This is a genomic window from Pantoea anthophila (assembly GCF_006494375.1).
GTDB classification, from domain to species: domain Bacteria; phylum Pseudomonadota; class Gammaproteobacteria; order Enterobacterales; family Enterobacteriaceae; genus Pantoea; species Pantoea anthophila.
Genome location: NZ_VHIZ01000056.1, coordinates 360,186 through 382,749, shown reverse-complemented (window position 1 = coordinate 382,749; position 22,564 = coordinate 360,186). Strand labels below are relative to the sequence as shown.

The 22,564-nt window shown below is 59.8% G+C and carries 22 protein-coding genes; 11 read left to right on the top strand and 11 right to left on the bottom strand.

The genetic code is table 11. From position 1 onward, the window contains the following. Positions 1-5 precede the first annotated feature (5 nt). On the top strand, positions 6-263 hold the full coding sequence (gene bhsA / locus FJW00_RS19085; protein WP_009090126.1) for a multiple stress resistance protein BhsA: 258 nt from the start codon (positions 6-8) through the stop codon (positions 261-263). A 63-nt stretch (positions 264-326) separates the two neighbouring features. On the opposite strand, the gene FJW00_RS19080 is transcribed toward bhsA, so the two are convergent. From FJW00_RS19080 to ynfM, 4 genes are all read right to left on the bottom strand, one after another. Beyond that, positions 327-1,511: a sugar transporter gene (locus FJW00_RS19080; protein WP_009090127.1), complete on the bottom strand. Its 1,185-nt coding sequence runs from the start codon at positions 1,509-1,511 to the stop codon at positions 327-329. A gap of 173 nt (positions 1,512-1,684) precedes the next feature. Beyond that, on the bottom strand, positions 1,685-2,224 hold the full coding sequence (gene cybB, locus FJW00_RS19075) for a cytochrome b561 (RefSeq protein ID WP_140925410.1): 540 nt from the start codon (positions 2,222-2,224) through the stop codon (positions 1,685-1,687). A gap of 111 nt (positions 2,225-2,335) precedes the next feature. Further along, complete coding sequence (locus tag FJW00_RS19070) at positions 2,336-2,596, bottom strand: hypothetical protein (RefSeq protein ID WP_009090129.1); 261 nt, start codon at positions 2,594-2,596, stop codon at positions 2,336-2,338. 178 nt (positions 2,597-2,774) lie between these two features. Then, the gene (ynfM, locus tag FJW00_RS19065) at positions 2,775-4,028 is read right to left on the bottom strand and encodes a multidrug efflux MFS transporter YnfM/SxtP(Kp) (protein WP_140925408.1); all 1,254 of its coding nucleotides are present in this window, start codon (positions 4,026-4,028) and stop codon (positions 2,775-2,777) included. Between the two features lie 97 nt (positions 4,029-4,125). On the opposite strand from ynfM, the gene FJW00_RS19060 reads away from it, so the two are divergent. From FJW00_RS19060 to FJW00_RS19045, 4 genes are all read left to right on the top strand, one after another. Then, positions 4,126-5,031 (top strand): LysR family transcriptional regulator, encoded by a 906-nt coding sequence (locus FJW00_RS19060; protein WP_140925406.1) that lies wholly within the window; start codon positions 4,126-4,128, stop codon positions 5,029-5,031. Positions 5,032-5,149: 118 nt separating this feature from the next. After that, on the top strand, positions 5,150-6,367 hold the full coding sequence (gene mlc, locus FJW00_RS19055; RefSeq protein WP_140925404.1) for a sugar metabolism global transcriptional regulator Mlc: 1,218 nt from the start codon (positions 5,150-5,152) through the stop codon (positions 6,365-6,367). A 113-nt stretch (positions 6,368-6,480) separates the two neighbouring features. Continuing rightward, on the top strand, positions 6,481-7,179 hold the full coding sequence (gene bioD / locus FJW00_RS19050; RefSeq protein WP_058957925.1) for a dethiobiotin synthase: 699 nt from the start codon (positions 6,481-6,483) through the stop codon (positions 7,177-7,179). Positions 7,180-7,359: 180 nt separating this feature from the next. Continuing rightward, positions 7,360-8,736: a uracil-xanthine permease family protein gene (locus FJW00_RS19045; protein WP_046101858.1), complete on the top strand. Its 1,377-nt coding sequence runs from the start codon at positions 7,360-7,362 to the stop codon at positions 8,734-8,736. Positions 8,737-9,003: 267 nt separating this feature from the next. On the opposite strand, the gene osmV is transcribed toward FJW00_RS19045, so the two are convergent. Genes osmV through FJW00_RS19025 form a run of 4 tightly spaced genes read right to left on the bottom strand, consistent with a single transcriptional unit; the run spans position 9,004 to position 12,442 of the window. Beyond that, positions 9,004-10,140 (bottom strand): osmoprotectant ABC transporter ATP-binding protein OsmV, encoded by a 1,137-nt coding sequence (gene osmV / locus FJW00_RS19040; RefSeq protein WP_009090137.1) that lies wholly within the window; start codon positions 10,138-10,140, stop codon positions 9,004-9,006. Continuing rightward, positions 10,140-10,787 carry an osmoprotectant ABC transporter permease OsmW gene (osmW, locus tag FJW00_RS19035; RefSeq protein ID WP_009090139.1) on the bottom strand — a complete coding sequence of 216 codons (648 nt, stop codon included), beginning with the start codon at positions 10,785-10,787 and terminating at the stop codon, positions 10,140-10,142. Before osmW ends, osmV begins: the two co-directional genes overlap by 1 nt. 9 nt (positions 10,788-10,796) lie before the next feature. Continuing rightward, complete coding sequence (locus FJW00_RS19030) at positions 10,797-11,708, bottom strand: glycine betaine ABC transporter substrate-binding protein (RefSeq protein ID WP_009090141.1); 912 nt, start codon at positions 11,706-11,708, stop codon at positions 10,797-10,799. Positions 11,709-11,725: 17 nt separating this feature from the next. After that, positions 11,726-12,442 carry an ABC transporter permease gene (locus FJW00_RS19025; protein WP_009090143.1) on the bottom strand — a complete coding sequence of 239 codons (717 nt, stop codon included), beginning with the start codon at positions 12,440-12,442 and terminating at the stop codon, positions 11,726-11,728. A 391-nt stretch (positions 12,443-12,833) separates the two neighbouring features. Between FJW00_RS19025 and FJW00_RS19020 the strand changes: the two genes are divergently transcribed. Continuing rightward, entirely contained in the window at positions 12,834-14,300 is a 1,467-nt protein-coding gene (locus FJW00_RS19020) for an MDR family MFS transporter (protein ID WP_111208398.1), read from the top strand. A 39-nt stretch (positions 14,301-14,339) separates the two neighbouring features. Here the strand turns inward: FJW00_RS19020 and FJW00_RS19015 are convergent, their stop codons facing one another. Continuing rightward, a complete protein-coding gene (locus tag FJW00_RS19015) occupies positions 14,340-14,639 on the bottom strand; it encodes a DUF1161 domain-containing protein (protein WP_009090146.1) in 300 nt (99 codons plus the stop codon). A 45-nt stretch (positions 14,640-14,684) separates the two neighbouring features. Continuing rightward, positions 14,685-15,008: a DUF1283 family protein gene (locus tag FJW00_RS19010; RefSeq protein WP_058957929.1), complete on the bottom strand. Its 324-nt coding sequence runs from the start codon at positions 15,006-15,008 to the stop codon at positions 14,685-14,687. Between the two features lie 133 nt (positions 15,009-15,141). On the opposite strand from FJW00_RS19010, the gene FJW00_RS19005 reads away from it, so the two are divergent. Beyond that, entirely contained in the window at positions 15,142-15,468 is a 327-nt protein-coding gene (locus tag FJW00_RS19005) for a YnfA family protein (protein ID WP_058957952.1), read from the top strand. Between the two features lie 30 nt (positions 15,469-15,498). Here the strand turns inward: FJW00_RS19005 and ydfG are convergent, their stop codons facing one another. Then, positions 15,499-16,245 (bottom strand): bifunctional NADP-dependent 3-hydroxy acid dehydrogenase/3-hydroxypropionate dehydrogenase YdfG, encoded by a 747-nt coding sequence (gene ydfG, locus FJW00_RS19000; protein WP_140925402.1) that lies wholly within the window; start codon positions 16,243-16,245, stop codon positions 15,499-15,501. A gap of 401 nt (positions 16,246-16,646) precedes the next feature. Here ydfG and guaD point away from each other — a divergent pair, with 401 nt between their 5' ends. Genes guaD through xdhC form a run of 4 tightly spaced genes read left to right on the top strand, consistent with a single transcriptional unit; the run spans position 16,647 to position 22,533 of the window. Then, positions 16,647-17,975: a guanine deaminase gene (guaD, locus tag FJW00_RS18995; protein WP_140925400.1), complete on the top strand. Its 1,329-nt coding sequence runs from the start codon at positions 16,647-16,649 to the stop codon at positions 17,973-17,975. Beyond that, positions 17,972-19,414, top strand: coding sequence for a xanthine dehydrogenase small subunit (xdhA, locus tag FJW00_RS18990; protein WP_140925397.1), 1,443 nt, complete (start codon positions 17,972-17,974; stop codon positions 19,412-19,414). The genes guaD and xdhA overlap by 4 nt, the downstream gene beginning before the upstream one ends. Continuing rightward, a complete protein-coding gene (xdhB, locus tag FJW00_RS18985) occupies positions 19,404-21,770 on the top strand; it encodes a xanthine dehydrogenase molybdopterin binding subunit (protein WP_140925395.1) in 2,367 nt (788 codons plus the stop codon). Before xdhA ends, xdhB begins: the two co-directional genes overlap by 11 nt. Beyond that, positions 21,757-22,533, top strand: a complete 777-nt coding sequence (gene xdhC / locus FJW00_RS18980; RefSeq protein WP_140925393.1) for a xanthine dehydrogenase accessory protein XdhC — start codon at positions 21,757-21,759, stop codon at positions 22,531-22,533. The genes xdhB and xdhC overlap by 14 nt, the downstream gene beginning before the upstream one ends. The last annotated feature ends 31 nt before the right edge of the window (positions 22,534-22,564 follow it).

Genomic DNA, 22,564 nt, shown 5'->3' with positions numbered 1-22,564 from the left:
TCGTTATGAAACGTATCAGCATGATAGTGGCCGCGGCCCTGCTCAGCGGCCTCTCATTCGCCAGCGTGGCGGCGCAGCAGGTAAGCAGCACGCCACTGGATCAGCAACGCGTGGGCGTCATCAGCGCGACGGGCAGCAGCAATCTGACCTCGCTTGAGCAGCAACTGTCAGAAAAGGCCAGCGATGCCGGTGCAAAGTCTTTCCGCATCACTTCGACCTCTGGCAGCAACAACCTGCATGGCACCGCCATTCTCTATAAATAAGAGAAACAGGCTTCAGATAACCTGCTTATCTGAAGCCTTTTTTTTATCTTCTCCGCGCCGGTCTTAGCCATTACTGCGAAGCTGAGGATAACGGCGGAAAATATAGACACACCACAGTAACGCCACCAGACCGATCATCCCCCCGACGTTGCCGACTTCCGACATATTCAGATAGAGACTGACCTGGCTTCCCAGCAGCGCGCCTGCGCCTATGCCGATATTGTAGATGCCGGACATGAGTGACATTGCCACATCCGTTGCATCCGGCGCCAGAGACAGCACCCGCACCTGCATACCCAGTCCAATCATCATCATCGCCATGCCCCAGACGATGCACAGAATAGCGATCGCCGTCGGACGAACCGCAGCAAAGATCAGCAGTCCCATGCAGAGGGTAATCAGCGCAATCGCGGCAATCAGCAGCGCGGAAGGGAATTTATTGCCCAGGGTGCTGAACAGCACGCTGCCCAGAATACCCGCAGAGCCAAACAGCAGCAGCAGCAGGGTGGTGAAATTGCCGCTGGATTGCGCCACGCTCTGCATAAAGGGCTCGATGTAGCTGTAAGCCGTGTAGTGCGCGGTCACCACAATGGTTACCAGCAGATACATGCTGACCAGCGCCGGACGGCGAAACAGCATCGGCACGCTGCTCAGTGAGCCGGTGTGTTCACTGGGCAGACGCGGCAGTATCCGTACCAGCATGATCATCAGAACCAGTGCCGACAGGCCAATCGCGCCGAAGGTGGTTCGCCAGCCAAGATACTGACCCACCACGCGGCCAATCGGCACCCCCAGCACCATGGCCAGTGCGGTTCCGGTCGCCAGCATACTCAGCGCCTGCGTTTTCTTTCCGGCCGGGGCCACGCGAATAGCCAGTGAAGCCGTGATCGACCAGAACACCGCGTGAGAGAGGGCGATGCCGACGCGTGAAACCATCAGCGACCGAAAGTCCCAGGCGAAGGTCGACAGGACGTGACTGACGATAAAGATCGTAAACAGCACTCCCAGCAGCAGTCGCCGCTCCACGTTGCGCGTCAGCAGCATCAGCGGCAGTGACAGCAGCGCGACCACCCAGGCGTAGATCGTCAGCATGATCCCGACATCCGCCGTCTGCATGGAAAAGTCAGCCGCGATGTCCGAAAGGAGACCCACCGGTACAAATTCGGTGGTATTAAATACAAAAGCCGCGATGGCCAGCAAGACCACGCGTAGCCAGGCAGTTTTACGTGAAACAGTTGTTGGTTGCATGAGGTGTCAAATCTGTCAGTACAGCGAATTCGGATGTGGCAGACATCCAGCGAAAGTGACCTGCGTCACAAATTACAGACCATTGTAGTGAATAAAGCGGGAAGCGAAACCTGATAACCGGCTTTTAAGGCGGAAATTTTTTTATCGCCCCGTTCAGGGGCGACGGGATGAGATTACTGATCGCGGCGAGGCGGCATCATGCGCAGCAGGGTATTGTCTTTAAGCAGATAGTGATGAAACAGCGCCGCCGCCGCATGCAGCCCGATCAGCCAGTATCCCAGCGGTGCCAGGGTTTCATGCCAGTCGATCAGCGTATCCGCCAGGTCAAAATTGGGCTCCGGTGCAACCGGCATGCTGATGCCAAACAGCCACCACTCCCGCCCCTTGAGATAGCGCGACGACAGGCCGAGGATCGGCAGGGTGATAAACAGGGCATAGATCAGGGTGTGCGTCAGATGAGCCACTCCGGTCTGCCAGCGCGGCGCGGCTGGCGTAATGGGCGGCGTGCGATGACGGGTACGCAGAAACAGGCGGGCGATCATCAGCACCAGAACGGTCGCACCTGCGCTGAAGTGGGTGATGATCATGGCGTACCCCTGCCAGGAGCCGCGCTGCACAAAGCCGCGCAGCTCAATGGTGGCGTAGGCTGTCACGACCAGTAAAAAAGTCAGCCAGTGAAGGGCGATCTGAGAACGCGCAAACTTATCCCGCATCGTGCTTTCCATCAAAAAGAGTCAGGAAGAGTAACATAACGGAAAACGGCGCTGATGCTTAACAAATTAGCGCAGCGGTAGGTAAATTTCACGCCGACACCCTCCGACAGCTTAGCGTGACCCCGGCGTATGTTTCTGGGCGACGCTGAGCGGCGTCTCCGGCAGGTGGCTGGCATTAATCGGGCAGCAGTTCTCACAGCCGATAGCCCCCACATAATATTTTTTTGCCTGAAGAATGGCGGCATTGACGTGATAAAAACTGCCCAGAAACAGTCGGTTTTCCATGTCGGGAAGATGCGGGCAGCCAGCAGCATGCACCACATGATTATCGTTATATCCCGATTGTTTATTGACGTAGTAGTAGAGAGCCACAGACGTTCCTTGTTGCCGTGTTAAGAGGCAAAGCAGATGAAATGATTCAATAAAACCGATTATAGCGGGAATTGTGGGGTTTTTTCGCGGGGGATTTTCAGGGAAGAGGATAAGCGACAGTCAGCGTGTTGTGCTGCCAGGCCCGGTGAGGCCATCCGGGCCTGGCAGAGAGAGGAAATCAGAGCTTTTGGCGATGCAGATGCCAGGCCACCAGCAACGCCAGCAGCAGCAGGGTGCTGATAAACAGCGTGATGCCGTGCCAGCCAAAGTTATGCCAGAACAGACCGCCCAGCGTCCCGGCGACGCTGGAACCCACGTAGTAGCTGAACAGATAAAGCGATGAGGCCTGGCCGCGCGCCCGGCGTGCGCGCGGGCCAATCCAGCCACTGGCAACCGCATGGGCGGCAAAGAAGCCGGCGGTGAACAGCATCATCCCCGGCAGGATCAGCCAGAGCGAGTTGAACGCCGTGATCAGCAGTCCCAGCAGCATAATGGCGGTCGCACCCAGCATCACCGGTCCCCGTCCCAGCCGGCTGGTCAGCGCACCCGCTTTTGGCGAACTCCACGAGCCGGTGAGATAGACCACCGACAACAACCCGACCACGGCCTGACTCAGATGCCAGGGGGCATCCAGCAGCCGGTAGCCGATGTAGTTAAACAGCGTGACAAAGGCACCCATCAGCAGGAACCCTTCGGCAAACAGCCAGGGCAGGCCAGGATCGCGCCAGTGCAGCCGGAAGTTAATCAGCAGGTTGCGCGGACGCAGCGTGATGGGGCGGAAATGACGTGACGCGGGAAGGATCTTCCAGAACATCAGCGCCGAAGCCAGCGAAAACAGGCCAATCACCGCCACGGCGATCCGCCATGAGAAGAGGTCGGTCAGCACACCGCTCAGCAGACGCCCGCTCATGCCGCCGATAGAGTTTCCGCTGATATAGAGCCCCATAGAGAAGGCGACGACCCGCGCATCCATCTCCTCGCTGAGGTAGGTCATGCCCACCGCCGCCACCCCGCTGAGCGACAGCCCCATCAGCGCCCGCATGATCAGAATGCCGTGCCAGCTGCTCATGGTGGCTGAAATCAGCGTGCAGATGGCGGCCAGCATCAGGGCTGTCACCATCACCGATTTGCGGCCGACAGCATCCGAAAGCGGCCCGGTCACCAGCAGGCCCAGCGCCATCAGGCCGGTTGAGATAGAGAGTGACAGGCTGCTGGTCGCCGGTGAGATGCCAAACTGATGCGAGAGCACCGGCAGAATCGGCTGGACACAATAGAGCAGGGCAAAGGTCGCCAGACCGGCGGAGAAGAGCGCCAGCGTCACGCGCATAAACTGCCGCGAACCCCGACGGATATAACCTGACGCAGCCACCGGTTCTGAAGGCACACGACCCGCCTCGTCATTTACCGCGGCGGCCTCTGTTGAGTGACTCACACACTTTCCTTTAAGAGTAAAAAAACCTGTCGTCAGCTTAGGCAGGCATCATTATGATGTCTAATATATTAATAATCTTAAATGAGACGTTTCAGATATGAATATTGAGTTGCGTCACCTGCGCTACTTTATTGCGGTGGCCGAGGAGCTCCATTTCGGGCGCGCGGCCCGGCGGCTGAACATCTCCCAGCCGCCACTCAGTCAGCAGATTCTGCAACTGGAGGCAGAAACCGGGGCCCGACTCTTTAACCGGACCAACCGCAGTGTTCAGCTGACTGCTGCCGGACAGCAATTGCTGAACGATGCCCGCGCCATCCTGCTGCAGGTCGAGCAGGCGGCCGACCGGGCAGCCCGGCTGCATCGGGGAGAAGAGGGCGGGCTGCGAATCGGGTTCACCTCCTCGGCGCCCTTTACCGCGGTGGTCTCCGACGCGCTGTTTCGCTTTCGCCAGCGCTGGCCGCAGGTGCATATTCAGATGCAGGAAATTAATACCCGCCAGCAGCTGGCCCCGCTGCATGAGGGGCGGCTCGATCTTGGCGTGATGCGCAACACGCCGCTGCCCGCCGATCTCGCGCATCAGCTGCTGATGAGCGAGCCGCTATGTGCGGTGGTGCACAAAGCGCATCCGCTGGCCGATGCCGGCGCGATCTCCGTCACCGCGCTGGCTGCCGAACCCTTCGTCTTCTTTGATGCGCAGGGCGGAACTGCGCTCTACAGCGATATCCTGGCGCTGCTGCATCGCTATCACATCCAGCCCTATATCACCCAGGAAGTGGGGGAAGCGATGACCATTCTGGGGCTGGTGGCAACCGGTCTTGGCGTCTCCATTCTGCCCGCCTCCTTCCGCCGGGCGCAGCTGGCCGATCTGGTCTGGTTGCCGCTGACGGAAGAGGATGCCATTTCAGAGCTGTGGCTGGTCTGGTCAGCCAGCCGCGAAATCACCGCACCGATGGCGAATATGATGGCGCTACTGCGGGAGAACCGGCCCGGAAGCACCCTTTGACAGAGGCCAATATGTGCGATAAATCACATTTCTAATCAAATATTTGACGCTGTTGCCTGATCTGCCTCACCATGTCGCATGTTTATTTAGAAGCGCGAAAATAACCGGGAGCAGGGTTGTGAATCCGGACAGTCAACCTGGCCATATTGACCAGATCAAGCAGACCAATGCAGGTGTCGTATATCAGCTGATTGACCGTTATGGTCCCATTTCGCGTATCGAACTTGCCCGCCGTGCCCAGCTTGCGCCAGCCAGCATCACAAAAATTGTGCGTGAAATGCTGGACGCGCATCTGGTGCAGGAGACGGAGTTTCAGGAACCCGGCAGTCGTGGCCGTCCGGCCATCGGCCTGATTCTGGACACGGAGGCCTGGCACTATCTGGCCATTCGTCTGCATCGCGGTGCCATGACCTTTACGCTGCGCGATCTCAGCAGTCAGGCGCTGGCCGAAGAGAGCCTGCCGCTGCCCGATGAATCCGCTCAGCCGCTGCTGACCGCCCTGATTGAACAGGTGGATGCCTTCTTTATCCGTCATCAGAAAAAGCTGGAGCGTCTGACGGCCATCGCCATCACGCTGCCGGGTCTGATCAACGCCGCGTCAGGCGTGGTGCATCGGCTGCCGGGCTATCAGGTGCGTGATATGCCGCTGGGCGATGCGCTGGAGGCGCACACGGGATTGCCGGTGTTTGTGCAGCACGATATCTCTGCCTGGACACTGGCGGAGTCGCTGTTCGGCGCTTCGCGCGGCGCGCAGGATGTGATTCAGATCGTGATCGATGAAACGGTCGGCGCCGGGGTGATCAGCGGCGGCCAGCTGCTGCATAAGCGGGGGCGGGCGCTGGTCGAGATCGGCCATACGCAAATCGATCCTTATGGTCAGCAGTGCTACTGCGGCAATCACGGCTGTCTGGAGACGGTCGCCAGTACCGGCAGTCTGCTGGCGCTGGCGGCGCAGCGTCTGGCGGCCCAGCCCGACAGCCTGCTTAATCGTCAGGAGCTGACGCTGTCATCATTATGTGAGGCCGCCCTGTCGGGCGATCGCCTGGCGCGCGACACCATTGCCAGCGTCGGTCATCACGCAGGGCGGATTCTGGCGATGATGGTTAATATTTTTAATCCACAACATATTCTTATCGGTTCTCCGCTGAATGCGGCGGCAGAGGTGCTGTTTCCGGCGGTGAGCAACACGATTCTGCAGCAGTCCCTGCCTGCCTACAGTGCAGGCATTCAGCTGGCCCCCACTGAATTCAGCGAACCGGGCACACTCGGTGCCGCCGCGCTGATCAAAGACGCTCTCTATAACGGACACCTGTTAGTGAAACTGTTGCAAGGTTAAGCGGGCCTGAACTTGCGCTAACGCAATCTGTTCTCATTCTGGATTCCTTAAAATGCCGTTTCGCAGCAGGGCTAATCACCGATTAGCCGCAACGCTTTGAGAGGAGAAGTGGAGTGAACAGACTATTTGTTACCGGCACCGATACGGCTACAGGCAAAACGGTGGTGTCCCGCGCCCTTTTGCAATGTTTTATTCAGAGCAACGTCAGTGCCGTCGGCTATAAGCCTGTCGCGCGCTGCGCGGTCAAAACCGCTGATGGCCTGCGTAACAAAGATGCACAGGTTCTGCAAAGCGCTTCATCCATCGACCTGCCTTATGAGGCGATTAATCCGCTGGTGTTTGAGGAGGAGGAGATCTGCACCCATCCCAGCCAGATAATCGACTATTCCCGGCTGACTCAGGGTCTGACACATCTGACGCAGCAGGCCGATCGGGTGGTGGTGGAGGGCACCGGCGGCTGGCGCAGTCTGATGAACGACGGACGTCCGCTCTCGCGCTGGGTCGCAGAACAGCAGCTGCCGGTTGTGCTGGTGGTGGGTATCCAGTCGGGCTGCATCAGTCATGCGCTGCTGACCGCGGAAGCCATCGCGCACGATGGCCTGCCGCTGGTGGGCTGGGTGGCTAACCGCGTCAATCCGGGGCTGGCGCACTACAGTGACATCATTGAGGTGCTGCGTGAAAAGATTGCGGCACCGCTGCTGGGTGAGCTTCCTTATCTGCCCCGTCCTGAACAGCGCGACCTGACCTCCTGGATCGATATTTCTCTGCTGGAGCAGCCCGATCTGCACGCTGTGAGTGCAAAGATCGCCTGATACTGAAACAAAACAAGTCATCTGAGCGGGTCGTGAGCCTAAAGTTTCAGGCTTACGACCCGTTTTCTGTAACTATTTCCGCTTATATTTGAATGACCTGGATCGTTAACCGCGAATCCCCGACGTGATGGCGCAGAAAATGCATTAACTCCGCTAACCACACAGAGCTGGAGCACCACCATGTCGCACTCGCACGAGAAAGGTTTGTTATATGGGCTTGAAGCCCGCATTGGTCCCGTACCGGCATTCTTTGCCGCACTGCAGCATCTGCTTGCCAGCGTCGTCGGCATTATTACCCCGCCGCTGATTATCGGTTCGGTGCTGGGACTGCAGGCCTATATTCCTTATCTGATCAGCATGTCCCTGTTTGTTTCCGGTCTGGGCACCTTTATGCAGGCCCGGCGCTTTTATGGCGTCGGTGCCGGGATGATCTGTCTGCAGGGCACCAGCTTTGCGTTTCTGGGTGTGATCCTGTCGGGTGGGTTAATGATCAAGGGGCGTGGCGGTTCGCCTGAAGAGATTCTGGCGATGCTGTTTGGCTGTAACCTGGTGGCGGCACTGATCCCGGTGGTCATCAGCCGCTGCGTCGGCGCGCTGCGCAAGGTGCTGACGCCGGTCGTCACCGGCAGCGTGATTACGCTGATTGGTATCAGCCTGATCAAAGTGAGCATCACCGACTGGGCAGGTGGCCACAATGCCACTGACTTTGGCGCGCCGGGAAATCTGGCGCTGGGTGCGCTGACGCTGCTGGTGATTGTGGCGCTGAACCGCTCGCGTAACCGCTGGGCGCGGCTGGTTGCCGTAGTCGCGGGTATCGCCGTGGGGTGTGTGGCGGCGGCGTTAACCGGCCATCTGCAGCTGAAGGCTGCGCCGGAGAGCAGCTGGCTGGTGCTGCCGGCCTTTTTCCGCTTTGGTTTCGCCTTCGACTGGACCATCTTTCTGCCTATCGCGCTGGTATCTGTCATTGCGGTGATTGAAGCGGTGGGCGATCTGACGGCCAACTGTCTTATTTCACAGCAGCCGATCACCGGTAAGCCTTTCCAGCAGCGGCTGCAGGGCGGTATCGTCGCCGATGGCCTGAGCTGCGTGCTGGCCGCGGTTTTCTCGGCCTTTCCTAACACCACCTTCGCGCAGAATAACGGTGTCATCCAGATGACCGGCGTTGCCAGCCGCTACGTGGGGATGCTGCTGGGCATTATGCTGGCGCTGCTGGGGCTCTTTCCGGCGGTTGGCTCCCTGCTGCAGCAGATCCCACCGCCGGTACTGGGCGGCGCGACCGTGGTGATGTTTGGCAGCGTGGTTGCGGCCGGTATCCGGGTGATGACCCAGACACCGCTTGGTCGCCGCGAGATGCTGATCGTCGCCATCGCCTTCGGCATCGGGCTGGGTGTGGAAGCGGTGCCGGACGTGCTGAAGCAGTTCCCGCCGCTGATCGGCAGCCTGTTTGGTCATGCAGTCACTACCGGTGGCATCCTGGCCATTGTGCTGAATCTGGTGCTGCCGGATGAGGCGCGGACGGTGGAAGAGGTTGAGGCGGAGACGCTGACGGAGGGATGACCGGCTGAGAGGAGTCCGCCAGCAGGACGGGTTGCCAGCCTGTGCCCCGGCTTGCTGTAAGATCGCACCTGCGCAGGGAACAGGGTCAGATCGGAAAGACGCAAAAGATGTCATCCATGACAGGCTCGGCCCGCGCCATCCCTGGCGCGGGACGCTTTCCTCTTCTGACCCTGTTCCCTTCGCCTTAAGCAACGTTATTGCGGTTTAATTCGGGCCTGTCCACGGTAACAAAAAAGGGCCGTGTGGCCCTTTCATCTACAGAGGAGTCTACGTATTCAGACGACGACGCGTGCGGCCTGAACTCAGGTAGTCGGCGATATAATCCTGCGAAATCTCACCGCTGTAGCGACCCTCCTCATCAACAATCGGCATCCAGACCGTATTGTGTTCATAGAGCTTTGACAGCACCACGCGCAGGTTCTCTTCCGCTTTGCCGGTCACCTTAAAGGTGTGCAGGCGCTCTTCACAGCGGCCGCTGACGTTGCGCGCCTCGCGACGCTTCACGAAGCCCAGCGGTTTGCCATCCTCATCGACCACGGTAATCGAGCGCATATCGTTCTCATCCATGGTGCCAAAGGCTTCCTCCAGCGGCGTAGAACGACGCACGGTAATGGTGGGCTGCTGATCGGTGACGTCCCCCGCCTGCACCAGCAGCAGGCGCTTCAGCGTGCGGTCCTGACCGACAAACGAGCCGACGAAATCATTCGCCGGTGTGGCCAGCAGCTCATCCGGGCTGGCGCACTGCACGATCTTACCCTGACCAAACACCGCAATCCGGTCGCCGAGCTTCAGCGCCTCATCGATATCGTGACTCACCAGCATCACGGTTTTCTTCAGCTGACGCTGCATATCGAGAAACTCGTTCTGAATGACTTCACGGTTAATCGGGTCAACCGCCCCGAAAGGCTCATCCATCAGCAGCACCGGTGGATCCGCCGCCAGCGCACGAATCACCCCGATGCGCTGCTGCTGGCCGCCGGACATCTCTCGCGGATAGCGATGCAGGAATTTAGTCGGGTCCAGCGCCACCATGCTCATCAGCTCGGTCGCGCGCTCGTGGCACTGCTTCTTATCCCAGCCCAGCATGCGCGGCACCACGGTAATGTTCTCTTCGATGGTCATGTTCGGGAACAGTCCAATCTGCTGGATCACATAGCCGATGTTTCGACGCAGGGTGGTGGTGTCCTGCGTACTGGTATCTTCGCCATTAATCAGAATCCGGCCACTGGTGGCAGGGATAAGGCGGTTAATCATCTTCAGGGTAGTGGTTTTTCCGCAGCCCGATGGCCCCAGCAGGACGCACATCTCACCGGCTGGCACATGCAGGCTGACGTTATCGACGGCTTTGTTGGTGGTACCGTTTTTCTGGGTAAAGGTTTTCGTCAGGTTTTCCAGCGTGATCATTATCGAATCCCCTTAGGAGTCAGCGCCTGCTGCAAACGGTGCAGCAGCCAGTCAAGAACAATAGCCAGCAGACAGATCATCAGTGCCCCGGCAATCAACATGCGAATATCACTGCCGCTGATGCCATCCAGCAGCAGCTGGCCCAGGCCGCCGGCTCCAATCACGGCGGCAATCGCCATGACGCCGACGTTCATCACCACGGCGGTGCGGATGCCGCCAAAAATGACCGGCAGCGCCATCGGGATCTCCACCCAGCGCAGACGCTGCCAGAAGGTCATGCCGATACCACGACCCGCCTCACGCAGACCGCCCGGCAGGTTCTCCAGGGCGGTGTGCGTGTTGCGCACAATCGGCAGCAGGGAGTAGAGGAACACAGCGGTGATGGCGGGCAGCGCACCGATGCCCTGACCGATCAGTGAAAAGAGCGGGATCATCAGACCAAACAGCGCAATGGTCGGGATGGTCAGTACCACGGTGGCGATGCCGAGGATCGGGGCCGCCAGCCACCGGACCCGGACAATCAGAATGCCGAGCGGCACGCCAATGACAATCGCCAGTCCGACCGCGACCAGCACCAGCCAGCTGTGCTGCCAGCTCAGGGTCAGCAGGGTATTCCAGTTATCCATGATGTAGTGAAGGGTATCCACAGTGCCTCCTTACAGCATGTTTTTGGATTGAAGGAAATCACGCGCCACTTTCTCCGGCGACTGATGATCGATGTCGACCCGCTTATTCAGCTCGGTAATCGCCTCATCGGTGATCTGCGCCGAAAGCTGATTGAGCGCGGTGTCCAGACCCGGATGGCTCGCCAGCACATCCTGACGCACCACAGGCGTCACGTTGTAGCTGGGGAAGAAATGCTTATCATCCTCCAGCACTTTCAGGTCGAATCCTTTTACCCGGCCATCGGTGGTGTAGATCAGACCGGCATCGACAAAGCCGTCGCGAATGGCGTTATAGACCAGGCCGGGGTCCATCTGCCGGATCTGCGGGCGATCCAGCGCCAGGTCGTAGGTTTTCTGCAGCGGCTTCATGCCGTCGCTACGCCCGGAAAACTCCAGGTCCAGCCCGAGTCGCCAGTTATGGTCCGGGTCGGTCTTCCGCACCTGCTCAATCTTTGCGACCAGCTGCGACATCGTGCTGATACCCTCTTTTTCAGCACGTTTCCGGGTCATGGCAAAGGCGTAGGTGTTGTTCATCGGTGCCGGGTCAAGCCAGACCAGCCCCAGTTTTGCATCCAGTTTTTTCACCGTCTCATAGGCCTGCTGAGAGGACATCGGCTGGCTGATGTGGTTGAAGATAATCAGTGAGGTCCCGGTGTACTCCCAGACCATATCGATCTGCTTATTCAGCAGCGCGTTACGGCCGATGGTGGTGGCAATATTCCGTTTGGGCACCACCTCAAAGCCTTTCTTCTTCAGCCACAGCACGGTCATGGCGGAGAGAATATGCTGCTCGGTGAAACTCTTGGTCGCCATCACCAGCGGGGCAGCCGCCTGTGCCGTCTGGCTTAGCAGCAGCGTCGCGGTAAGCGCCACCACGCTCTTCTTTATCCAGTGCGTTAGCATTGCAAAGCTCCTTGTGGTCAGACCGCCGCGTGCGGACTCAGTAAGCGGCCCAGTGCAGCCAGCAACATATCCAGCACCAGTGCCACCAGTGCGGTAGCAACAGCGCCGAGGATCAGTGTCGGAAAGTCATTCAGATAGATGCCGGGGAAGATCAGCTCGCCAAAGCTGCTGGCCCCGATCAGGAACGCCAGCGGAGCGGTTCCGACATTGATGGCCGTTGCGATGCGCACGCCGGAGAGGATCACCGGCAGGGCATTCGGCAACTCCACCCGGCGCAGACGCTGCAGTTTAGTCATACCGATGCCGTTGGCGGCTTCAATCAGTGACGGGGGAACGGCGCTCAGGCCGGAGAAGGTGTTGCGGACGATAGGCAGCAGCGAGGCCAGAAACAGGGCTATCAGCGCCGGACGGTCGCCAATCCCGATAATGACCATCGCCAGAGCCAGCACCGCCAGCGGCGGCAGGGTGTTACCGATGTTGAAAATCTGCATCACATACTCGGCCCAGCGGCGGGCAAACGGGCGACTGAGCAGGATGCCGCTGGGAATACCGACCAGCAGGGCGAACAGCATCGACCAGAACACTAAGAAGAGGTGTTGTTGCCCGAGATAAAGCAGGTCGACCTTACGGGCGACCAGCTGATCCCAGCCGAGGCCCCAGATCAGCACCGCAATCACTGCGACCACTGCAAGCAGTGCCAGACCGGCGCGTCGGGCCAGTGAAGCATTTTGCATAGGAGAATCTCCCTGATAACGATCTCAATTGTTATAACAGCGCTAAACAGTCCGACAGATGCAGCAAAACAGGCCACCGCACCCAAAACCGAAACTGCGATAAAAAGTAGACAAAATGCGTATTTACCTACTCTTTTTCAGTGAACACTGAGAAAGATGCTTTACTGCTATAGCAGCCCTTTACCCGGCAAGCCAGCTTTTCAGCCTTTCTCAGGCGAGTGAGAAACTGGTTAAAATGGTGTTAAGGCCGCGTAGCCACTGGGCTGATGCGTCAATAAAAAAAATTCATCGACTTTTAGTGACACCGTCACAGATGGTGCAGGAAATGCGCACGTTCAGGAAACTGCACGGGCTGATTTTCAGCTAGCCTTGCTGATAAAAAAGGAACCCTATGACTGAAAGCGCACAACTCCGGACCGGACACCGCCACTGGATACTGATTGCCTGCATGCTGGCGATGTTTATGGCGGCTATCGAAGTCACCATCGTGGCCACCGCCATGCCCACCATCATTGCCGACCTCGGCGGTTTTTCGCAGTTTGGCTGGGTCTTCTCCATCTATCTGCTGACGCAGGCGGTCAGCGTGCCGCTCTATGGCCGGCTGGCGGATAAGGTGGGGCGTAAAACCATGTTTTTTACCGGCACCTCCCTTTTCCTGATCGGATCGGTGCTGTGTGGCTTCGCCCACTCCATGACCTGGCTGATCCTGTTCCGGGCGTTTCAGGGGCTGGGGGCGGGGGCCATCATGCCGATCAGCTCCACCATCGTGGCGGACATCTATTCGCCGCGCGAGCGCGCCAGCGTTCAGGGCTGGCTCTCCAGCGTCTGGGGAGTGGCGGCCATCGTCGGGCCGCTGACCGGAGCCTGGCTGGTGCAGCACTTCAGCTGGTCCGTGATTTTCTGGGTCAATCTGCCGATTGGCCTGATCAGCATGCTGATGCTGGCGCGCTGGTTACCGGCACATCAGCAGGAGGAGAAATCGGCTCCCCTCAACCTCGCGGGCAGCGGCTGGCTGATGCTCTGCGTCTCCGCGCTGCTGGTGGCGCTGTTGCAGGCGGAGCTGCTCGGATACTGGCTGATCCCTTTTCTGCTCTGTTCACTGCTGGCAGGCTGGCAGCTGAAACGCCACGAGCAGCGGGCCGCGGCACCGCTGTTTCCGCTGGTGATCTGGCGCAGCCGGCTGATCATTGCCGGTAATGCGGGCAACCTGATTATCGGCGCGGCCATGATGGGGATCAGTGCGTTTCTGCCGACCTGGATTCAGGGGATCCGCGGCGGCACGCCGTTACAGGCGGGCAGCGCGCTGGCGATGATGTCGATTGGCTGGCCGCTGGCCAGCACCCTGAGCGGCAGACTGATGCTGCTGACCTCCTATCGCTTTACCGCCCAGCTCGGTGCGCTGCTGCTGGTCAGCGGCAGCGCCTTACTGCTGCTGCTTCAGCCCGCGAGCTCACTCTATCAGGCGGGCTTTACCGCCTTCCTGATTGGCACCGGCATGGGGATGACCAGCACCACGTTTCTGGTCTCCGTGCAAAACGAGGCGGACTATCAGATTCGCGGAATCTGTACCGCCTCGGTGATGTTCAGCAGGATGATCGGTTCGGCGGTGGGCACGGCGATCATGGGGGCGGTGCTCAATCTCAATCTGCAGTGGCGGCTGCCGCAGGTGGCCGATCCGGTACAGCAGATTATGTCTGAACCCAGCCGTCAGCAGCTGGCGCCGCAGGCGCTGCAGCAGATGGTGCAGGCGATTGCCGCCTCACTGCACTGGGTGTTTGTGGTGGCGCTGGTGATTGCGCTGTTTGCGCTGGGTGTGGCGTGGATGATGCCGCGTCAGCGGCCGGAACAGGCGGAGTAAACGGCAGGGCGACAGGCTGTCGCCCTGATTAACACAGGTTTATTGCTGCGCAGGCGCGTCCTGAGAACTGCCGGCACTGGCGGGCACGCTGGCCTCGTCATCCCGGCCGGTGCGCTTGTAAACAATCTTCTGGCTGTCGTTTTCACAATGCCCGACCACCTGACCGCCCGCCTGATCGACCTGATCGTTGGCGACGATGTCGAGAGTGAAGCCCGATTCAGGCACGCCGTTCTGAACAATTTTCTGACTGATGTCGGCTTTTACCGATTCGCAGGAAGCCTGCGCCATCAGCGGCAGCGAGAACAACGCTGCGGTGAACAAAACCCTCTGTAGCTTCATCACGTCTTCCTTATGTTAGTCGTCCGTCATTACTATAGCGCAAATTCAGGGAGTGACCGGGCGGCCTGAGCGGCGGTCCAGACAGCGCAGGGTGTTGGGCTCCCAGTAGGCGTTCAGATTGAGGCTCTGCTCGCACTTGTCGCGGGTGTCGAACGCGCGGTCGGTTTTATCAAACTCTTTTTCTACGCGGCTGTTCACCTTGTTGCGCAGCATCCGCGTGTCATTCCATTGCTCTTTATTCTGGCGAGCCGCTTCATTACTCAGCGCAGAACTGCCATCTTCGATGATCAGGCGGTTGGTGGTCGCACCCGCCGTGAAGGCGGAACCAGACAGCAGAACCAGAAGCAGAGCAGGGATCATTTTTTTCATCAGACTATCCTTTCGTTATCGCCAACATCGCCATCCGGGACGGCTGTTGCAGCGGGTCCGGGTAGTATATCATCGCCGTTTCTTTGCTCACCAGTGGTGCGTGGTTTGTTTAAGTTCAGGAGAGGTATGGGTGCTGATTAAAACCGCCTTGCTGTTTTTTATCACCGCCCTGGCGGAGATCACGGGCTGCTTTCTGCCGTGGTTATGGCTGAAAAAAGGCGGCCCGATCTGGCTGTTACTGCCGGCGGCGGCCAGCCTGGCGCTGTTTGTCTGGCTGCTGACCCTGCATCCAGCCGCCAGCGGCCGGGTCTATGCCGCGTATGGGGGCGTCTATGTGCTCACTGCGCTGCTCTGGCTGCGGGTGGTGGATGGCGTGAAGCTGAGCGTCTGGGACTGGAGTGGCGCACTGATCGCGTTCAGCGGCATGCTGATTATCGTTCTGGGCTGGGGACGTGGCTAGCGCCAGCCGGGAGAGCTGGCGCGCAGAGGATTAAGGCTTGTGCACCTTCAGGCCCGCCAGCGTCTGGCTGACCGGCATCATCTCCAGCGTGTTGATGTTGACATGCGCTGGCAGTGTGGCCACCCAGTAAACCGCTTCCGTGACATCTTCCGGGGTCAGGGCGGTGGCACCCTCATAGACCTGACCAGCTTTGTCATCATCACCTTTAAAGCGGACGTTAGAGAACTCGGTGCCGCCCACCAGCCCCGGTTCGATATCGGTCACGCGCAGCGCGGTGCCGTGCAGATCGGTGCGCAGGTTCAGGCTGAACTGCCGCACAAACGCCTTTGTGGCCCCATAGACGTTGCCGCCGGCATAGGGCCAGCTACCGGCAATCGAGCCGATATTGATGATATGGCCCACGTTACGCTCGACCATCTGCGGCAGCAGGGCGCGGGTCATAAAGACCAGGCCTTTCGTGTTGGTATCGATCATGTTTTCCCAGTCTTCCACACTGGCTTTGTGCGCGGGCTCTATGCCCAGCGCCAGACCGGCATTGTTCACCAGGATATCGATAGCGCGCCACGCCGCCGGTAACTGCGCCACAGCCTCTTCAATCGCGGCGCGGTTCCGCACGTCCAGCTGGACGGTGTAGAGATTCTCACCCAGCTCATCTTTCAGCGCTTTTAAGCGTTCGGCGCGGCGTCCGCTGGCGATCACTTTGTGCCCGTTTTTGATAAAGCGGCGGGTAATACTTTCACCAAAACCGGCCGTCGCACCGGTGACAAAAATAATCATCTCACTGTTCCTTATGCCATTTTCAACGTCGATGGCTTCACCATAGCATGCCATTTCGGCTTCTGCGCGCAGAAAAACGGGCAGGGGGGGAAACCCCTTTTTACGGGCAACGCCCTGCGCCTTTTCGGGGCGCACTGCACCGTTAAGGGGCAGGGCAGCAGCCAGCCTGTGCGTCAGACACGCCGCCAGAATCGGCAATTTAGCTTAGCAACCGATTGCGACATGAAAGCAAACGGTTGCTATGCTTTTCACAGGCTTTTTTGTTGCGCAACAGGCGCGAGTTTATCTAAGAACTTGATATATATAGATTTTAAAGCAGAGTAAATCTGGCACGCAGGTTGCAAAGAGTTAAACAGAGAGTTAACTGCACCACCTAATCGCGCTTTCAGAAAGGAAACAGCATGCACCCAGCAACCGACACGGCGATACGCGCCAGCTTCTTTGACTTCACCGGCGTGGTGGATCATCCCGACGATCTGGCGACGCAGGCCCGCTATCTGGAGGATGGCGTGTTGCTGCTGCGTGACGGACGTGTGGCCGGTCTGGAGAGCTGGGAAACGGCTGAGGCGAAGCTGGCGGGTCTGCCGGTCACTGACCTGCGCGGCCGGCTGATCGTGCCGGGCTTTGTGGACACCCACATACACTATCCGCAGACGGAGATGATCGGCGCCTTTGGCGAACAGCTGCTGGAGTGGCTGAATCACTACACGTTCCCGGTGGAGGCGCAGTATCACTGCCCGGATCATGCCGCCCGGATGTCCGCCTTTTTCCTGCATCAGCTGCTCTCCAATGGCACCACCAGCGCGCTGGTCTTTGGTACCGTGCACCCGCAGTCGGTCGAGGCGCTGTTCAGCGCCGCCGAAGCGCTGAACATGCGGCTGATTGCCGGGAAAGTGATGATGGATCGCAATGCGCCCGACAACCTTACGGAAACCCCGGAACAGAGCTATCAGCAGACCCGGGCACTGATTGAACGCTGGCATCAGCGCGGCCGGCTGAGCTATGCGCTGACGCCGCGTTTTGCCCCGACGTCCTCCCCGAAGCTGCTGGAAAAAGTGCAGCAGCTGCGTCAGGAGTTTCCCGACACCTGGCTGCACACCCATCTCAGCGAAAACCCGCAGGAGGTGGCCTGGGTTAAAGCACTCTTTCCGGAACGTGACGGCTATCTGGATGTGTACCACCATCATCAGCTCACCGGCCGCCGCAGCGTGTTTGCCCACTGCCTGCATCTGGAAGAGAAGGAGTGGCAGTGTCTGCACGACACCGACTCCTCAATTGCCTTCTGTCCCACCTCTAACCTGTTCCTCGGCAGCGGCCTGTTTAATCTGAAACGCAGCTGGCAGCAGGGCGTGAAGGTGGGGGTGGGCACCGATGTCGGCGCGGGCACCACCTTTAACATGCTGCAGACCCTGGGCGAAGCCTACAAGGTGGGCCAGTTGCAGCACTACCGGCTCAGCGCCGCCGAAGCCTTTTATCACGCGACGCTGGGCGGGGCGCGGGCACTCGATCTCGACCACGCCATCGGGAATTTCAACACCGGCAAAGAGGCGGATTTTGTGGTGCTCGATCCGGCAGTTTCTGCCCTGCAGCAGCTGCGCATCGGCAACAGCAAAGATATCTGGGAAAAACTTTTTGTCTTAGTGACGCTGGGCGACGACCGCAATATTGCCCAGACCTGGGTGGCCGGTCGCCCGGTCTGGCAGCGTGACGCACAGGAGCAAGCCGCATGATCCAGTTTCTGCTCAATAACCAGCTGGTCAGCGAAACTGCGCTCGACCCCAATCTCACTATCCTTAACTATCTGCGTACCCGCCAGCAGCGGCCCGGCACCAAAGAGGGCTGCGCCTCAGGCGACTGTGGCGCCTGCAGCGTCACCCTGGGGAAAGCGGTGGATGGCAGGATGCAGTATGAAACGGTCAACAGCTGCCTGACCCTGGTCTCCACGCTGCAGGGTAAACAGCTGATCACGGTTGAAGATTTACGTCACGGACGGGCGCTGCACCCGGCGCAGCAGGCGATGGTTGACTGCCACGGCTCGCAGTGCGGCTTCTGCACGCCGGGCTTTGTGATGTCGCTGTTCACGCTGCAAAAAAATGCCACGGGCTGGGATCGTCATCAGGCAGAAACCGCGCTGGCGGGCAATCTCTGCCGCTGCACCGGCTACCGGCCCATCATGGCGGCCGCCGAGCAGCTCTGTTCGCAGCCGGTGACGGATCAGTTTGATCACAGCGCCGCGAGTACCGTGCAGCGTCTTGAAGCGCTGGCGACCCCGGAGATGCAGGAGACGGGCGCAGCAGGGCGGCGCTGCTTCCTGCCTAAAACCCCGGCGCAGCTGGCGGAGATCTATCTGGCGCATCCCGAAGCGGTACTGATTGCCGGTGGCACCGATCTCAGCCTGCAGATCACCCAGCAGCATAAAAGGCTGCCGCTGCTCATCGCCCTGGAGCAGGTTGCCGCGCTCAAGGTCTGCAGTGAATTTGATGACCATTATCTGCTGGGTGCAGGCGCGTCGCTGCAACAGGTCAGCGATTTTCTGGCCAGCCGCATCCCTGGCGTAAGCGAGATGCTGCAACGCTTTGCCTCCCTGCAAATCCGTCTGCAGGGCACGCTGGGCGGTAATATCGGCAACGCCTCCCCAATCGGAGACGCGTCGCCCATGCTGCTGGCGCTGAACGCCAGCCTGATACTGCAACGCGGCGAGCAGCAGCGCTGCCTGCCGCTGAATGACTTTTTTACCGGCTACCGGCAGACCCGGCTGGAAAAAAGCGAGTTTATCCGCGCGATTCGTATCGATAAGGTGACGGTGTCACCTGATTTTGTCGCCTGGAAAGTTTCCAAACGACTGGATGACGATATCTCAGCCGTTTTTGCTGCCTTTAACCTGCACACCGAACAGGGCATCGTGACCGACGCCCGCGTCGCCTTTGGCGGCATGGCGGCCACGCCGCAGCGGGCGCAGCACTGTGAACAGGCGTTGATCGGTCAGACTCTCAATGCCGTGACGGTGTCACGTGCAGCGGCCGCACTGGCCGACGATTTCCAGCCGCTCTCCGATTTTCGTGCCAGCAGCGCCTATCGGCTGCAGGTGGCGCGTAACCTGCTGCGCCGCTTTCTTCATCGCTATAACGGCGAAATAACCTGTACCGAGGTGACCCGCTATGTCTCATAACCGTCCTGAACTCAACGAAGCGGTAATCAAGGCGCAGTATGCCGCCGATCTGCAGAGCGGCGTGGGCCGCAGTAACCGCCATGAAAGTGCGGAAAAACATGTCTCCGGGGAAGCGCGCTTCATCGACGACAAGCCGGAGCTGCCGGGTCTGCTGCATCTCTGTCCGCGCCTGAGCGAGCATGCGCATGCGCGGATTGTGCGCATCGACGTGCAGCCCTGCTACGCCGTGCCGGGCGTGGTCAGCGTGTTAACCTGGCAGGACGTTCCCGGTATCAATGATGTCGGGCCGCTGGAGCCGGGCGACCCGCTGCTGGCGCATGACAAAGTCGACTATCTGGGGCAGATCGTCCTCGCCGTCGCGGCGGAGTCGCCGGAGGCGGCCCGCCTCGGTGCCGCCGCCGCAGTGATTGACTATGAGGTGCTGGAACCGCTGCTGGATGTGGAGCAGGCGCTGGCGCAGCGCAGCTTCGTTCAGGAACCGCACGTGCATCAGCGTGGTGATCTGGAAGCGGCGCTGGCACGCGCGCCGCATCGGGTCAGCGGCGCATTTCACATCGGCGGACAGGAGCATTTTTACCTGGAAACCCAGACGGCGATGGTGATCCCCGGAGAAGATCACCAGCTGCAGGTCTTCTCCTCAACGCAGAACCCCACCGAAGTGCAGAAGCTGGTGGCAGAGGTGATGGGCATCAGCCTGAATCAGGTGACCATTGATATGCGGCGTATGGGCGGCGGCTTTGGCGGCAAAGAGACGCAGGCGGCCGGTGTGGCCTGCCTCTGCGCCATTGTCGCCCGTCAGACCGGGCGGGCGGCGAAGATGCGGCTCTCCCGCCGCGACGACATGCGTGTCACCGGCAAACGTCACCCCTTCTTTGTGCGTTATGAGGCGGGCGTGGAGGAGGATGGCCGGCTGTGCGGCATCAAAATCGATCTGGCGGGAAACTGCGGTTATTCACTGGATCTCAGCGGATCGATTGTCGATCGTGCCATGTTTCACGCCGATAACGCCTATTACCTTGGCGATGCGCGGATCACCGGCTATCGCTGCCGCACCAATACTGCCTCTAACACCGCCTATCGCGGGTTTGGCGGCCCGCAGGGAATGGTGGCCATCGAGCAGATTATGGATCACATCGCGCGGGAACGCGGGCTGGACCCGCTGGAACTGCGCAAGCGTAACTACTATGGCAAGCAGGAGCGCAACATCACTCATTACCACCAGCAGGTAGAGGACAATCTGCTGGATGAGATCACGGCGCAGCTGGAGGCCAGCAGCGACTATCAGGCGCGCCGGGCGGAGATCAGCGCCTTCAACGCCCGCAGCCCGCTGCTGAAGCGCGGACTGGCGCTGACGCCGGTGAAATTCGGCATCTCCTTTACCTCCAGCTTTCTCAATCAGGCAGGTGCCCTGATCCTGATTTACACCGACGGCACGGTGCAGCTAAACCACGGCGGCACCGAGATGGGCCAGGGACTGAACACCAAAGTGATCCAGATTGTCGCCGAGGTGCTGCAGATTGAGGTCGATAAGATCCAGATCACCGCCACCGACACCGGTAAAGTGCCTAACACCTCGCCAACCGCGGCCTCCAGCGGCGCGGATCTCAACGGCAAAGCGGCGCAGAATGCCGCCGAGATCCTGCGTGACAGAATGACGGAGATGCTCTGCAGGCTGCATGAGTGTGATGCCAGCGCGGTGAGTTTCCGCAACGGCGTGGTGCGCGCCGGCGAGAAGCATTACACCTTCGCCGAGGTGGCAAAGCTGGCATGGCTGAATCAGGTGCCGCTCTCCGCCACCGGCTACTACCGCGTGCCGGGGATTCATTACGACCGGCTGGCGGGGCGCGGCAAGCCGTTCTACTACTTCGCCTACGGTGCCGCCTGCTGCGAGGTGGTGATCGACACCTTAACCGGCGAATCGCGCCTGCTGCGTGCCGACATCCTGCATGATGTCGGGGCCTCGCTGAATCCGGCCATCGATATCGGTCAGGTGGAAGGGGGATTTGTGCAGGGCGTGGGCTGGCTCACCTGTGAAGAGCTGGTCTGGAACGACAAAGGTCAGCTGCTGACCGATGGACCGGCGAGCTACAAAATTCCGGCCATCAGTGACGTGCCGGCCGATCTCAGGGTCACGCTGGTGGAGAACCGCAGGAATCCAAAGGATACGGTGTTCCACTCCAAAGCTGTGGGTGAGCCGCCGTTTATGCTGGGCATTGCCGCCTGGTGTGCGCTGCAGGATGCGGTCGCCAGCGTCGCTGACTACCGGCAGCACCCTCATCTGGATGCCCCTGCCACGCCGGAGCGGATCTTCTGGGGCGTGCAGCGTCTGGCAGGAGCAGAACATGATTTACCATGACTGGATAGGCGTCCTGCATCAGCTGCGGGAGAAGCGGCAGAGCTGCGTCCTGGTCACCGTGCTCAGCGAGCACGGTTCGGTGCCGCGTGACAGCGGCAGCAAAATGGTGGTGACGCAGCAGGAGAGCTTCCTCACCATTGGCGGCGGTCATCTGGAGTTTCAGTGCATCGCCCAGGCCAGAGCGATGCTGCAAAGCGGGGCAGGCGCGCCCCACACCGAGGAGTACAGCCTGGGCGCACGACTGGGCCAGTGCTGCGGCGGCAAAACCACACTGCTGTTTGAGCCTCTGCTGCAGGCGCAGCCAGAAATCTATCTGTTCGGCGCCGGGCATGTCGGCCAGGCGCTGGTGAACCTGCTCTCTACGTTACCCTGTCACATCAACTGGATCGACAGTCGTCCCGGTCAGTTCGGCCACGTGCCCGCCGGTGTGGTGACGCAGCAGCCGGAGGAGCCGATCGAGTGCGTGGCGGAGGCTCCCGCCGGGAGCTACTTCATTATCATGACCCACCACCATCCGCTCGATTTTGCGCTGTGCGAAGCGGTGCTGAAACGCAACGACTTTGCCTATGTCGGGGTGATCGGTTCAGAAACGAAAAACCAGCGTTTTCGCTACCGGCTCGCTGGCCGTGGCGTCGGCAGTGAACCGCTGGCGCGGCTGCGCTGTCCGATCGGTCTGCCTGACGTCAAAGGCAAGCTGCCCGCCGAAATCGCCGTGGCCATTGCAGGTGAAATAATCAGCGTCTATCAGCAGCGCATCGCCTGAGTTGTCGCCTCAGCCGCAACCTGTCAGGATA